12 protein-coding genes are annotated in these 14362 nt (G+C 68.5%); 9 read left to right on the top strand and 3 right to left on the bottom strand.

Annotated features, from left to right (window positions below; all coding sequences use genetic code 11):
• The first annotated feature begins 137 nt into the window (after positions 1-137).
• Complete coding sequence (locus tag AC3WLE_RS00815) at positions 138-1469, top strand: nucleobase:cation symporter-2 family protein (RefSeq protein ID WP_492355751.1); 1332 nt, start codon at positions 138-140, stop codon at positions 1467-1469.
• 36 nt (positions 1470-1505) lie between these two features.
• On the opposite strand, the gene AC3WLE_RS00810 is transcribed toward AC3WLE_RS00815, so the two are convergent.
• On the bottom strand, positions 1506-2099 hold the full coding sequence (locus AC3WLE_RS00810; protein WP_492355750.1) for a M23 family metallopeptidase: 594 nt from the start codon (positions 2097-2099) through the stop codon (positions 1506-1508).
• 159 nt (positions 2100-2258) lie between these two features.
• On the opposite strand from AC3WLE_RS00810, the gene AC3WLE_RS00805 reads away from it, so the two are divergent.
• Positions 2259-2558 carry a TFIIB-type zinc ribbon-containing protein gene (locus tag AC3WLE_RS00805; RefSeq protein WP_492316982.1) on the top strand — a complete coding sequence of 100 codons (300 nt, stop codon included), beginning with the start codon at positions 2259-2261 and terminating at the stop codon, positions 2556-2558.
• A 70-nt stretch (positions 2559-2628) separates the two neighbouring features.
• Here the strand turns inward: AC3WLE_RS00805 and ggt are convergent, their stop codons facing one another.
• On the bottom strand, positions 2629-4245 hold the full coding sequence (ggt, locus tag AC3WLE_RS00800; protein ID WP_492355790.1) for a gamma-glutamyltransferase: 1617 nt from the start codon (positions 4243-4245) through the stop codon (positions 2629-2631).
• Between the two features lie 338 nt (positions 4246-4583).
• Between ggt and AC3WLE_RS00795 the strand changes: the two genes are divergently transcribed.
• On the top strand, positions 4584-5381 hold the full coding sequence (locus tag AC3WLE_RS00795) for an AraC family transcriptional regulator (RefSeq protein ID WP_492316981.1): 798 nt from the start codon (positions 4584-4586) through the stop codon (positions 5379-5381).
• 10 nt (positions 5382-5391) lie between these two features.
• Here AC3WLE_RS00795 and AC3WLE_RS00790 read toward each other — a convergent pair whose 3' ends face one another.
• Entirely contained in the window at positions 5392-7032 is a 1641-nt protein-coding gene (locus AC3WLE_RS00790) for a hypothetical protein (RefSeq protein ID WP_492355749.1), read from the bottom strand.
• 152 nt (positions 7033-7184) lie between these two features.
• Between AC3WLE_RS00790 and blaOXA the strand changes: the two genes are divergently transcribed.
• The 6 genes from blaOXA to AC3WLE_RS00760 all read left to right on the top strand — a co-directional run bounded on the left by blaOXA (position 7185) and on the right by AC3WLE_RS00760 (position 14346).
• Positions 7185-8024, top strand: coding sequence for an OXA-1206 family carbapenem-hydrolyzing class D beta-lactamase (gene blaOXA, locus AC3WLE_RS00785; protein ID WP_492351269.1), 840 nt, complete (start codon positions 7185-7187; stop codon positions 8022-8024).
• Between the two features lie 246 nt (positions 8025-8270).
• Positions 8271-9182, top strand: coding sequence for a hypothetical protein (locus AC3WLE_RS00780; RefSeq protein ID WP_492351268.1), 912 nt, complete (start codon positions 8271-8273; stop codon positions 9180-9182).
• Positions 9183-9381: 199 nt separating this feature from the next.
• Positions 9382-10650: an ROK family protein gene (locus AC3WLE_RS00775; protein WP_492355748.1), complete on the top strand. Its 1269-nt coding sequence runs from the start codon at positions 9382-9384 to the stop codon at positions 10648-10650.
• Between the two features lie 19 nt (positions 10651-10669).
• On the top strand, positions 10670-12232 hold the full coding sequence (locus tag AC3WLE_RS00770) for a sugar ABC transporter ATP-binding protein (protein ID WP_492317176.1): 1563 nt from the start codon (positions 10670-10672) through the stop codon (positions 12230-12232).
• Between the two features lie 79 nt (positions 12233-12311).
• The gene (locus AC3WLE_RS00765; RefSeq protein WP_492355747.1) at positions 12312-13334 is read left to right on the top strand and encodes an ABC transporter permease subunit; all 1023 of its coding nucleotides are present in this window, start codon (positions 12312-12314) and stop codon (positions 13332-13334) included.
• Between the two features lie 25 nt (positions 13335-13359).
• Complete coding sequence (locus AC3WLE_RS00760) at positions 13360-14346, top strand: ABC transporter substrate-binding protein (protein WP_010814485.1); 987 nt, start codon at positions 13360-13362, stop codon at positions 14344-14346.
• The last annotated feature ends 16 nt before the right edge of the window (positions 14347-14362 follow it).

Genomic DNA, 14362 nt, shown 5'->3' with positions numbered 1-14362 from the left:
TTCCAGGCCACGCTCGCGGCAGGCGGCCTCCGCCTGCCCGTCAGCGCGCAATGACAGGGCCGGGGGCAGCCCCTTCCCCGGCGCCAGAAGAACAAGACAGTCCGGAAACCTATCCGGCCAGACAACAGGAGACATGAATGGCGCCCTTGCTATTCAAGGTGGAAGACCGCCCCCCTCGGCTGACGACGTTTTTGCTTGCGCTCCAGCATCTGCTGGCCGCCCTGGGCGGCATCATTGCGGTGCCGCTGGTCATTGGCGGTGCGCTGAAGCTGCCGCCGGACCAGGTCATTGCCCTGGTGAATGCGGCCCTGCTTGGCTCGGGCATCGTCACCATCATCCAGTGCAAGGGCATTGGCCCGGTGGGCATCCGCATGCCATGCGTGATGGGCACCAGCTTCGCCTTTGTCGGCGCGGCCATCAGCGTGGGCGTCGAACACGGCGTGGCCGGCATCCTGGGCTCGGCGCTGGCGGGTTCGCTGGTGATGATCCTGGGCAGCTTCTTCATGCCGGCGATCCGCAAGCTGTTTCCGCATACCGTCACCAGCGTGGTGGTCACCATGATCGGCCTGTCGCTGATTCCGGTGGCCATCGACTGGGCCGCAGGCGGCCAGGGCAGCAGCCGCTATGGCGCACCCGGCAACCTGGCGATTGCAGTCGCGGTGCTGGCGCTGGTGGTCGCGGTGGTGCAGTGGGGCAAGGGCATGCTGTCGGCCTCGGCCATTGTGGCCGGCATTGCCGGCGGCTACCTGCTCTGCCTGGCACTGGGCCTGGTCGACTTCACTCAGTTTCACCAGGCGCCGATCATCGCGGTGCCGCAGCCGCTGCACTTCGGGATGTCGTTCCCGGTCTCCGGCATCGTCGCCATGTCGATCGCTTACCTGGTGACCATCGTCGAATCCACGGGCACGTTCATGGCACTGGGCGCGGCCACGCAGCGGCCGATTTCCGGTAAATGCCTGTCGCGCGGCATCCTGTGCGATGGCTTTGGCTCGGCCTTTGCGGCACTGGTGTCGAGCCCGCCGCTGTCCACCTTTGCGCAGAACGTCGGCGTGGTTTCGCTGACCGGCGTGGCCAGCCGCCATGTGGTCGCGCTGACCGGCGTCATGCTGCTGCTGGCGGGGCTGTTCCCGGTGCTGGGCGCGCTGGTGGTGACGATTCCGCAGCCGGTGCTGGGCGGCGCCGGCCTGATGATGTTCGCGATGATCGTGTCGGGCGGGATCCAGATGCTCAGCACCGTCAAGTTCACGCAGCGCAATACCCTGATCGTGGCCGTGTCGATCGGCTGCGGCCTGGCGGTGACGTTCCGCCCGGAACTGCTGTCCAAGCTGCCTGCCTTCGTCCATGAAGTGTTTGGCTCCGGCATCACGGTGGGCTCGCTGTCGGCGGTGATCCTCAACCTGCTGCTGCCCGGCGGCAAGGACGAGCCGGCTGAAGAAGCCGGCCACGGCACCGTCGGCGAGGCTGCCTGAGCGGCCTGCCTTGAAACCCGCGGGCGGGCGCGCGCGCTAGCGTGCGCCGCCTCGCGCGGCCGCCCCGCCCCCTGGCGCTGGCGCCTTCAGCAGCGGGTAGGGATTGATCGCCCCGCCCGCGGTGTAGACGCCATAGTGCAGGTGGGGCGGCGTGCCCCGCGCATTGCCGCTTGTGCCGACATAGCCCAGCACCGTGCCGGGCACAATCACGTCGCCGGCACGCACGCCGGCGTAGTCGTCCAGATGGGCGTAGTAATGCAGCTGGCGCCCGGGCCCCATCACCCACACCACCTTCCCGCCCAGCTTGTTGGTGCCCACGCGCGTGACAATGCCCTCGGTAGCCGACACCACCGGGCGGCCGCGCGGCGCAAAGATATCGATGCCCTCATGCTTGCGTCCGCCGGAGCGCGCGCCGTGCCAGGTATCGCGCAGCGCCCCCGGGGCAATGCCCTCGACCGGCACCGGCAATGCCACCGGCGCGGGGCGGACCGAGAGCCGGGCCACGTAGATCGCGCGTTCGATTGGCGGCCGCAACCAGGGCCAGGCGAGCCAGATCAGGCAGATGCTCACGACCAGCCAGATCAGGCCGGCGAAAGCGCGGGGACGGGAAGACAGACGGGAGGCATGCATATGCCTTCGACGGCAGCCAGCCCCGCAAATTCCCCGTCAGGCGCGCCTGCGCGCCACATCAAGCGGCCCCGGCACCACTTTCGCAAGCATTTTCCGGTCGAACCATACGCGCTGGCGCCGGTCATACCCTGACTGTTTTCACTGCAATGAGGAGAAGCAATGGATTGTCCGGTGTGCCCGCAAACGCAACTCGTGATGTCCGAACGCCAGGGCATCGAGATCGATTACTGCCCGAAATGCCGCGGTGTCTGGCTGGACCGCGGCGAACTCGACAAGATCCTTGAGCGCTCCGTGGCAACCGCCCCCGCGCAGCAGGCGGCGCCGATGCAGCAAATGCCGCAGCAAACCCAACCCCCGCGACAGGAATACCAGCGCGGCCATGGCGACCGCGACCGGTACTATGAGCGCGAGCAGAAGCACTATAAGAAGAAGAGCATCTGGCACGAGCTGTTCGACTGACGCTGACTTGCCAGTGAGCAAGGGCGACGCAAGGTCGCCCTTTTTTGTTGCCGGCCGCAATCGCCAACCGCTATAACCCTGCGGCCAATCCATCTCCACGTGGATCCGTGGCGCCATACATCACGCCTGTCACTGGATCGATCAGGATGGCGCCCGCGTGGCCCATCGTGTCCGTGAACGCTTCCACGCGCCTGACCGGATGCCCGCGGCGAGCCAACTCGGAGGTCACGGCCTCCGGCACGCGGCCTTCAATCTTGAGGTCGTTCGACGACACGCCCCAGGTCCGCCCATACAGCCAGCGCGGCGCATTGACGGCATCTTGCGGCGACATGCCGAAATCCACGATCCGCGTCACCAGCGCGGCCTGCGTTTGCGGCTGCCCTTCCCCGCCCATGGTGCCGTAGACCAGGAACGGTTTGCCGTCCTTCAGCAGCAGTGCCGGGTTGAGGGTATGGAAGGTGCGCTTGCCCGGCGCCAGGTGATTCACGTGCGCGGGATCGAGTGAAAAGAACGAGCCGCGGTTCTGCAGCAGCACGCCGGTGCCCTTGGGTACGATGCCGGAACCGAAGTCGTGATACACGCTCTGGATCATCGACACCACGTTGCCGTCCTTGTCGGCGGTGCCGAACCACACGGTGTCGCCGTGCGGGTCCATCGGCTTCACGTCCATGCCGGCCCGCAGCATGCTGATGCGCCCCGACTGCACCTGCCCGTGCTGCGGCGACAGCAGCCGCGCCAGCGGGATCTGCACGAAATCCGGATCGGCCAGGTAGCGGTCGCGATCGGCAAAGGCCTGCTTGGTCGCCTCCACCAGCACGTGATAGTAGTCGGCCGTGCCTTCGCCGAGGGCGCGCACGTCGCGCTTGTCCAGGATGTTCAGGATCTCCAGCGAGGCAAAGCCTTGCGTGTTGGGCGGAAAGTTGACGGCCTGGTAGCCGCGGTAGTTCACGGTAATAGGCTGCACCCAGTCGGCGCGATGGCGGGCAAAGTCACCGTAGGTCAGCATGCCGCCGTGTGCCTGCAGGTCGGCCACGATCTTGCGCGCGATTTCCCCCTGGTAGAACGCCTTGGCGCCGCCCGCCGCGATCTGCTGCAGCGTTCCGGCAAGGTCGGGCTGGCGCAGGGTTTCGCCAACCCGGTAGGCAGAGCCGTCCGGCTTGAGGAATGTCTGGCGAAAGCCGTCGAAGCGCTGCAAGGCGCGGAACTCCTTGTCGGACGGATCGGTATTGATCCGGCTCCAGGTCACGAATGAAGATGAGACCGGAAAGCCCGTCTCGGCATAACGCACCGCATCGGCCAGCAGATCCGGCCAGGGCAGGCTGCGGCCCATGCCCTGGCGCGCGTACTGGTACGCCGCCTCCCAGCCGGCAACGGTGCCGGGCACGGTGTTGGCCGACAGGTAACCGCGGGCGGGGATCTTGTCCAGGCCTTTGCCTTGGTAGAAGGCGATACTGGCCTGCTCGCCGGCGCGGCCGCTGGCATTGAGCGCGCGCACCTCGCGGGTTCTGGCGTTGTAGATCAGCCAGAAGGCATCGCCGCCGATGGAGTTCATATGCGGGTAGACCACGGCGATGGTCGCAGCCACGGCGATGGCAGCATCGACCGCATTGCCGCCGCGCGCAAGCACGCGCAGCCCCGCCTGCGTGGCCAGGCGGTTGGACGACGTCACCATGCCGCCGGTGGCCATCGGGTTGACGCAGGCTGAAGGTGTATCGCAGTACTTGCCGCTCACATCGAAAGCCCACGCCGGCGCAGCCGGCAGGATGAGCGCGGCCAGCAAGCCGGCCCGGCGCAGTCGGGTGGAAAGTCGTATGCGGTGCATTGCAGGCTCCGTTGGTAACACAGCGAAGGGGGCATGCCGGACGCTGGGCAACCTGCATGCGTGGTAGAGCGGATTGCCCGGATTGCCTATGGGGCGAGCGCAAGTTAGCCTGCGGCAAATAATCTGGCTAACGGCAAAGTCGCATCCGGTATCGCCAATCGGACATCAGCAGCGGCATCGCCCACAGCGCCAACGGACACCGCATGCCTGCCCACGACCACGGCCTGCGCGCACTCGCGCGGCTGCCTCGCCCGCTATATGGCCATGTCGAAGCCCTGCCCAACCGCATACTGGGCTACCGCCACCGGCATCCGTGGTGCCAGTTCGCCTATGCCCTGGAGGGTGTGCTGGAGGTGCTGACCGACAGCGGGCGCTTTGTGGCACCGCCGCAGTGGGCGGTCTGGATTCCGTCCGGCATGCAGCACCGCGTGCGCTGCGCTGCCGGCACGCGCGTCCGCAGCCTTTACCTGGACAACGGGGTTTGCGCGGCGGCCTCGGGCCGCTGCCGTGTGCTCACGGTAAGTCCGCTGCTGCGCGAGCTGATCCGGGCCTTCAGCTACCTGCCCGCCGAATACGATGAGCACAGCGCCGACGGCCGCCTGGCGCGCGTGCTGCTGGACCAGCTCGGCGCCGCGCCGGAAGTGGAACTCATGCTGCCGCTGCCTGCCGACCCGCGCCTGCGGCTGGTCTGCAACGGCCTGCAGCGCCACGCGGACCGCGATACCAGCCTGGCTGCGTGGAGCGCCCGCCTGGCGGTGTCGGACAAGACCTTGACCCGGCTGTTCCTGCGCGAAACCGGGCTGACCTTCCGCGCCTGGCGGCAGCGCCTGCGCCTGCTCGACGCGGTCCCGCGGCTGGAGCGCGGCGAGGCCGTGACCGACGTTGCCCTGGATTGCGGCTATGACTCGCTGTCGGCGTTTATCGCGGCATTCCGCCGGCTGTACAACATGACCCCGGGCGAGCTGTCCCGCGCGAACCGGATCGGCACAAGCGGGGCGTAGCACACTGCCGTCACGCCGCCTTGCGCCTACGCCGTGACGCTTCCGCGGCAGCATCGCGCAGCTCTGGCGGCAACGCGCGCAGTTCGGCTGTGAAGAAGGCACGCTCGGCCGGCCGCAGCGCCGGCAGCTGGGCGGCCAGCCGCTCCACCGCGGCACACGCTATGGCGGTAGCGCCTTGCTCGTGGGTGAGGTACCAGGCCGATTCGAGCAGCAGGTTGGCCAGCTGCAACGGCCCCAGCCTGACGTGGCCGGCGTCATGGTCTTCCAGCGCGAACGCAGCCACGGCGGACCAGCGCACGAAGCCCTTGGCCGGTGCGAACGGCGCGTGGAACGGCCGCAGTGCGTCGACAGCGTCGGCAACGGACAGCGGGCGCTGGCGGCGGAACGCGGCCATGCTGTCGTTGGCCCTGGCTGGCCGGTCGGATGGCGGGGTATCGGGCCCGCAGCTGCCGCGTGCGATGCGCAGCAGGAAGATCGCGTTCCACGCCGTGCCGCCGCCCACGCCGAACCGGTCGCAGATCCACTCCGACAAGCCCAGCCAGCGCATCGCCTGCCGCTGCACCGCGCTGGCGGACAAGGTGCGCGCGGCATCGACCAGGCCGTGCTGCCAGAACAGCCACAGGCACAGGCCGATATTGGCCGCGGCATGCTGCACGGCGTCGACGGAATCGGCCTCGTAGGCGGCCTGCAGCGCGCCGGCGAAGGTATCCAGCGCCAGCTGCGCGGCCCGCGCCGTGCCGGCATGCCCGGCGCGCATGGCATCGGCCTTGTGCAGCAGCGCTTCCAGGTTCAGCACTTCAAAGCGCACGCGCGGGTTGTAGTGCACCACCAGGCGCAGTTCCGGATCGGACTGCAGCCCTTCCAGGCCGGCACGCGCGCCGTCGCTGTCACCGCGGGTATAGCGTTCCCAGGCCCGCACGATATGCGCCATGGCGCAGAACGCGGGCGTCGCCGCGCCGGCCTCGGCCGCCTGCACCAGGCGGTCGACACGCCTGAGTGCCGCCCGGCTCTGATCGAGGCGGCCGCAGCGGCGCCACGCCAGGCTTTCCTTGAGCAATGACAGCGCTTGCTGGAAACCGTCGCCGGCACTGCGGCCTGCCGCGCGGAAGGACTCGGCCACGGCTGAGCCGTGCATGCCTGCGTGGCCGTCCTGCGCGCCGCGCATGGCCTGGGTCAGCTCGCTCCAGAAGGCCATGTCGCGCATCACGTAGCCGACGCCGTCCGGCTGGCCCGCCGGCTCCGCTTGCGGCCCCGTGGGAAAGCCAAGGCGGCGGGCCAGCGCGGCCGGGCCCAGCGTGCGCCCGTCCGCCACAAAGCGCAGGCGCCGCGCGCTCGCTGCCGTGATCCAGAACGGCCCGCGGCTGCGCTGCGCCGGATTGGCCGCGGCCGGGTCGCGCTGGCGGTCGGCCCCCCATCCGACCGCCACCTGCCAGCGCGCAAAGTCCGCAAACGCGCGCGACACCAGCATGCGCAGGTTGGCCGCCGTCGGGAAGGCGCTGCGCACCACTGCCGCGGCGACACCGCCCTCCCCGGTGCGATGCGCATGCCAGATGCGCGCCAGCAGCCAGACCGACTGGTAGCGCGCGGGTTGGCCGTCGACCCGGTACGGGGCCGACACGTCGATACGGATCGGGGCAGGCGTGGCTGGCATCAGGTAGTCAGGGATCGAGTGAAAAGCGCTGGTGGCGCCCGTCATGTTACGCAAGTTACAGCCAGCGCGGTTGGCCTTATCCGGACGCTCTCCTATGCTGCGCACCACGGTCCGGGCCCGGATTGCCATCCCCTCAACTCTTCTGCAAGGCCATGAACAAACATCTTGCTCGTCTGCTGACACCGATGGCGATCGGCTTCGGCCTGCTTGCCTCCACCCTGCCCGCCCTGGCGGCACCGAAAGAAGTCCCGCTGGATGCCGCGGCGCTGTTCCGCCAGGCCGATACCACCGGCACCATGGTGATCTACGACCTGCGGCGCGACCGCATGCTGACCTACAACAAGCCGCGTGCGGCCACGCAGTACTCGCCGGCGTCGACCTTCAAGATCCTGAACTCGATGATCGGCCTGGAGAGCGGTGCCGTGGCCGACGTCGACCATGACAAGCTGCCGTGGGACGGCAAGGTCTGGCTGGTCGGCGGCAAGGCTGTCCTGCCCGACGCCTGCAACGCTGACGTGCCGCTGCGCGTCGCCTTCCCCAACTCCTGCGTGCCGGCCTACCAGGCGCTGGCGCGGCGGGTTGGCAGCGCGGCCTACCAGCGCTACCTGACCGCATCGCACTATGGCAATGCCAACAGCTCCGGCCAGGTCGACCGCTTCTGGCTGAACGGCACGCTGCAGATCTCCGCCTACCAGCAGATCGACTTCCTGAAGGGCGTGGTACAGCGCACGCTGCCGTTCTCGCCAACCACCTTCAAGGCCGTGGACGACATCACGGTGATGGAGCGCACCGCCGGCTACACCCTGCATGCCAAGACCGGCTGGGCCGATTCGGCCAAGCCCGCAGTGGGGTGGCTGGTGGGCTGGGTTGAGCGTGGCGACGACGACTACCTGTTTGCGCTCAATCTCGATCTGGTGCGGCCCGAACACGCCAAGGCGCGCATGGAGATTGCGCGCGCGGCGCTGCGGCAGGCGGGGGCGTTACCGGATTGACGCTGCCGAAGGCGGCCGCCGCACACGCGGCCGCCTGCAGTCACTGCCCTCGGACATTTCACACAGGCAATTTCTCCCCCGTATTTCAGATCCGTCTGATTTACCTGCCGACCCCGGATCGATAGCTTTGGCCGGTCGGCATTTCCCACCGCGTCGCCCGACGCAACCATTCCGTAGTGGGATCTGCCCGACGCCCGTATGCAACGGGACAGCCAGACCTTTCCCACAATCCGGAGGTGAAATCCAATGAGAAAAATAGCAATGCCGGCAGCCCTGCTGTCGGCCATCGCGCTGCTGGCCGCCTGTGGCGGCGGCGCGGACGACGCAACGACCACACCGGCGGCACAAACGCCACCGTCCGAAAATAATCCGGCACCGGCGCCTGCACCAAAGCCTGAGCCCTCGCCCGAAGCAGCACCGCAACCTGCGCCCACTGGCGAGCTGCCGCCGAGCCTGAGCGCACCGCAACCGGGCTCGACGGCAGCGGTCGGCAATGGCAGCGAAGGTCTCTGGGTCGGCCTCATGAACGCCACGCTGGTCGACAACAGCGGGAAGTTCGTGCACGCGAGACTGACGGGCGTGCTGGCAGGCGCGTTCCAGTTTTCTGGCTCGGCCTGGACGCTGGGCCCCGGCACGCTGTACGAAACCGGCTTTGCCTACCCGGCCACCGGGGCCGGCACCATTACCCCGGGGCAGCGCTTTGACGGCAATTTCGTCGCCACGCCAGGCAACCCTATCAATTTGCTATCCGGTACCTATGATCCGTCCAACGCGCTAGCCGTGGACCAGGCTGCCATCGCCGGCAACTGGAAGCAAGACGGCTTTGCCATGCAGATCGATGACGCGGGCAACGTCACCGGTACCTATACCAGCGGCACCCGCATTTGCGACCTGCAGGGCACGGCAACGCTTGCCACCCCGGGATCGGCCAAGAACCTGTATGCGGTCAGGATCGTAGCCGAAAACTCCATGCAGCCGGGCAGCACCGGCTGCGCGCTGTCGACCGGCGTGCCGCACAACGGCTTTGCCGCGATCCGCCTGATGCCGGCCGACGGCAGCATCATCGTGAGCAGCAGCACGCGCTATGCACGCACGCTGGTGATGGCCGCCAGCACCGGGACCGGCGGGTACTTCACCATGCAGATGTCCAAACAATAAGCCCGCCCCCCGCAACGCCCCGGGCGGTCCTCCTGCGGGCGGACCGCCGCTACCTTCTTCCTTCCGAGCCACGGCAGTGGCCTCACCATCACCTGACACCCAGGCGTCGCATCCGCCCTCCGGGTTTCCCCGCGGTTGAGTTCTGTGCTCGCATATCATTTAATTCAACGTGAATTAATTAATAGCGGACGGAGGCAAGATGACCGCATCCAAAGCGGGCCGTGGCGTGAATTCCGCCAGCCTGCGCCTGTACAACGAACGTGCGCTGCTGCTGGCGCTGCGCCGTGCCGGCGAGGCCTCCAAGGCTGACCTGGCGCGCATGGCGCAACTGACCAATACGGCGGTGGGCAGCATCGTGCAGACCCTGTCCGAGGAAGGCCTGGTCGAGCAGTCCGGACGCCGCACGGAAGGCCAGCGCGGCCAGCCCGCCAGCCTGATCCGGCTGCAGCCCAAGGGCGCCTTCGGCATTGGCGTGCGGCTGGACCGCGGCAGCATCGAGGTGGTGATGGTGGACTTTGCCGGCCATATCCTGGCCAGCCGCGCCCACCAGCTGGTCCTGCCCCACCCTGACCAGGCGCTGGAAATGGTGCGGCACGATATTGCCGAGCTGCGCGCCCTGCTCACCCCCGCCGAACAGAAGCGCCTGCTGGGCATCGGCGTGGCGCAGCCCTATAACCTGGGTGCCTGGCTGCGCGAGCTGGACGTGCAGGGCGAAGCCTTCCAGGCAAGCTTCCGCGCCTGGGACCAGGCTGACTTCCCGGCAATGCTCAACGCCGCCACCGGCTTGCCGGTCTTCGGCGAGAACGACGGCACCGCCGCCGCGGTGGCCGAGCTGTTCTACGGGCGCCACCATGCCCAGCATTTCCTCTATGTCTTCCTTGGCCCCGCCATCGGCGGCGGCGTGGTGCTCAATGGCGACTGCGTGCGCGGTGTCTCCGGCAATGCCGGCGATATCGCGATGATCCCGGTGCCGCCCAGCACCCTGCCCTCCGCGCCGGTTGCCACCGGCACCGGCAAGCGGCGCGACATCCTGATCTCGCGCGCGTCGCTCAACGCCCTGACCCGCCACCTGCGCCACCACGGCGTGGTGGTCAACGGCCATGCCGACCTGCAGCGCCAGGTAGAGCTGGGCCACCCTGCGGTCGAGGAATGGATTGCCGACTGCGTCGATGCGCTGGCGCCGGCGCTGCAGTCCGCCCTCGCCGTGCTCGACGTGCCGCTGGTGATCTTCGATGCCGATATCGACGGCGGCCTGGTCGCCACGATGATCGCGCGCCTGCAGCAGGCGCTGGATGAAAGCGCCCCCGAAGCCCGCGCGCCCGCCACCGTGGTGCGCGGCTGCTTTGGCGCCAACGCCGGCGCGGTGGGTGCCGCGTCGCTGCCGATGTTCATGAACTTCTCGCCACGCGCCGAGCTGCTACGGGGTGCGTCTGCCATCGTTCCGGAGGCCAGCCATGCCATTGTCTGAAGCACCGCGTACCTCGCCCATGCCAGCGCACCTGCATGGCGGCCATGCGGGCCCAGCGCCGCTGCTCGAGCTGCGCAATATCTCCAAGACCTTCCCCGGCGTGAAGGCGCTCAGCAACATGGAGCTGACCGTCTACGCCGGCGAAGTCCATGCCCTGATGGGCGAGAATGGCGCCGGCAAATCCACGCTGATGAAGATCCTGTCCGGCGCCTATATCGCCGACCCGGGCGGCGAGTGCCGCATCGACGGCAAGCCGGTGGCCATCGACGGCCCGGCCACGGCGCGCGCCCACGGCGTGGCCGTGATCTACCAGGAGCTGAGCCTGGCGCCCAACCTGAGCGTGGCCGAGAACATCTACCTGGGCCGCCACCTGCACCACCGCGGCATGGTCGACCGCACCGCCATGGCGCGCGCCTGCGAGGCCACGCTGGCCCGGCTGGGCGCGGACTTCACGCCGCAGACGCCGGTGCATACGCTGTCGATCGCGCAGCGCCAGCTGGTGGAGATCGCGCGCGCGGTGCATTTCGAGACCCGCATCCTGGTGATGGACGAGCCCACCACGCCGCTGTCCACCCGCGAGACCGACCGCCTGTTCGCGCTGATCCGCCAGCTGCGCGCCGAAGGCATGGCCATCATCTATATCAGCCACCGCATGGCGGAAATCGATGAGCTGGCCGACCGCGTCACCGTGCTGCGCGACGGCTGCTTTGTCGGCACGCTCACGCGTGAGGTTCTGACGCAGGCGGCGCTGGTCAAGATGATGGTCGGGCGCGACCTGTCCGGCTTCTACACCAAGACCCATGGCGAGGCCGCGCCGGGCGAGATCATGCTGTCGGTGCGCAATATGTCCGATGGCCGGCGCGTGCGCGGCTGCAGCTTCGACCTGCGCGCCGGCGAAGTGCTGGGCCTGGCCGGGCTGGTGGGCGCCGGGCGCACCGAGCTGGCGCGGCTGGTCTTCGGCGCCGATGCCCGCACCGATGGCGCCGTGTTCGTGGCCGGCACGCCGCTGGCCGTCACCGGCCCGCGCCAGGCGATCGATGCCGGCATTGCCTACCTGACCGAAGACCGCAAGCTGCAGGGCCTGTTCCTGGACCAGAGCGTGCACGAGAACATCAACCTGATCGTGGCCGCGCGCGATGCGCTGCGCGGCGGGCGCCTGAACCGCGCCAGCGCGCGCCAGCGCACCGCCGCGGCGATCCGCTCGCTCGGCATCCGCGTGGCGCACCCGCAAGTCAACGTGGGATCGCTGTCCGGCGGCAACCAGCAGAAGGTGATGCTGTCGCGGCTGCTGGAAACCCGGCCGCGCGTGCTGATCCTGGACGAGCCTACGCGTGGCGTGGATATCGGCGCCAAGGCCGAGATCTACCGGCTCATCAACGAGCTGGCGCGCTCCGGCGTGGCGGTGCTGATGATTTCCAGCGAACTGCCCGAGGTGGTCGGCCTGTGCGACCGCGTGCTGGTGATGCGCGAAGGCGAGCTGGCCGGCGAAGTGCCGGGCTGCGCCGATGCCGCCGCCATGCAGGAACGGATCATTGCGCTGGCGACCGGCGCCGGCGAGCAACCGCCCCCGGTCCTGCACTGAACCGCTGAATTCCCGAACAGGCCGGCACAGAACGGCCGCACCGGGGCGGCATCCCGCCTCGCAGCATCAGGAGACACTTATGCGCAATCCCCTCTCATCCACGGCCCATGGCGTCACCGCCCAGGCTGCCACGCCGGTGGCGCACGCCACCGGCCGCGCCACCACGCAGGAACGCCTGCGCGCGCTCGGCATGCTGCCGGTGCTGGTGCTGCTCTGCCTCGGCTTCACGCTGCTGACCGAGAACTTCGCCAGCCTGCAGAACCTGTCGATCATCGCCCAGCAGGCGTCGATCAACCTGGTGCTGGCCGCGGGCATGACCTTCGTGATCCTGACCGGCGGCATCGACCTGTCGGTGGGATCGATCCTGTCGGTGTCGGCCGTGGTGGCGATGCTGGTCTCGCTGATGCCGCAACTGGCGGCGCTGAGCGTGCCGGCAGCACTGCTGTGCGGGCTGCTGTTCGGACTGGTCAACGGCGCGCTGATCGCCTTCATGAAGCTGCCGCCGTTCATCGTGACGCTGGGCAGCCTGACCGCGGTGCGCGGGCTGGCGCGGCTGGTCGGCAACGACAGCACGGTCTACAACCCCGATATCTCGTTCGCCTTTATCGGCAACGGCGACCTGCTGGGCATTCCCTGGCTGGTGGTGATTGCCGTTGCGGTGGTCGCGGTGTCGTGGCTGGTGCTGCGCCGCACGGTGCTGGGGCTGCAGATCTACGCGGTCGGCGGCAATGCCGAGGCGGCGCGCCTGTCGGGCATCAAGGTGTGGGTGGTGCTGCTGTTCGTCTATGCGGTGTCGGGCGTGCTGTCGGGGCTGGGCGGCGTGATGTCGGCGTCGCGGCTGTATGCGGCCAACGGGCTGCAGCTGGGGCAGTCCTATGAGCTGGATGCGATCGCCGCGGTGATCCTGGGCGGCACCAGCTTTGTCGGCGGGGTGGGATCGATTGCCGGCACGCTGGTGGGTGCGCTGATCATCGCGGTGCTGTCCAACGGGCTGATCCTGCTGGGCGTGTCGGATATCTGGCAATACATCATCAAGGGCCTGGTGATCATCGGCGCGGTCGCGCTCGATCGCTATCGGCAGAAGGGCTCGGCCCGTACCTGAGCTGCGGCCGCACAGGAGACAGACCGTGATCCAACCCATCCTCAAAGCCCTTGCCGCGAGCGCGCTGGCAGCGCTGTGCGCGGTGCCGGCCCTGGCACAAGCGCCCGCGCAGACCGCGCCGGCTTCAGATGTCCAGTCCGTGCAGCGCCCGCTCAAGAAGGTCGGCGTGACCCTGGGCTCGCTGGGCAACCCGTATTTTGTCGCACTGGCCCGCGGTGCCGAGGCCGCGGCCCTGCAGGCCAACCCGAAGGCAAAGGTCACCGTGCTGTCGGCGGACTACGACCTGAACAAGCAGTTCATGCACATCGACAGCTTTATCGTCGCCGGCGTCGACCTGATCCTGATCAACGCCGCCGACGCCCGCGCCATCGAGCCGGCGGTACGCAAGGCGCGCAAGGCCGGCATCGTGGTGGTGGCGGTCGATGTGGCCGCCGCCGGCGCCGATGCCACCGTGCAGACCGACAACACCCAGGCCGGCGAACTCGCCTGCGGCTTTATCGCCGACCGGCTCAAGGGCCGCGGCAACGTCATCATCCAGAACGGCCCGCCCGTATCGGCGGTGCTGGACCGGGTCAAGGGTTGCAAGACCGTGCTGGCGCGCCACCCCGATATCCGCATCCTGTCCGACGACCAGGATGCCAAGGGCTCCCGCGAAGGCGGGCTGAACGTAATGCAGCTGTACCTGACGCGCTTTCCCAAGGTGGATGCGGTCTTCACCATCAACGACCCGCAGGCCGTGGGCGCGGACCTGGCCGCGCGCCAGCTCAACCGCCGCGGCATCGTGATTGCCTCGGTCGACGGCGCGCCTGACATCGAGGCGGCACTGAAGGCCGACACGCTGGTGCAGGCCTCGGCCAGCCAGGACCCGTGGGCCATTGCCCGCACCGCTGTGCAACTGGGCGTGGGCATGATGAACGGCCAGCGCCCGCCCAACCCGACCGTGCTGCTGCCGTCCACGCTGGTGACGCGTGCCAATGTCGGCCAGTACAAGGGCTGGGCCGCGCCGCGGTAAACGGCACGGCCGGTCC

This window comes from Cupriavidus sp. FW306-1B-F12B (assembly GCF_058781795.1).
This window is presented reverse-complemented; position numbering and strand designations above follow the sequence as displayed.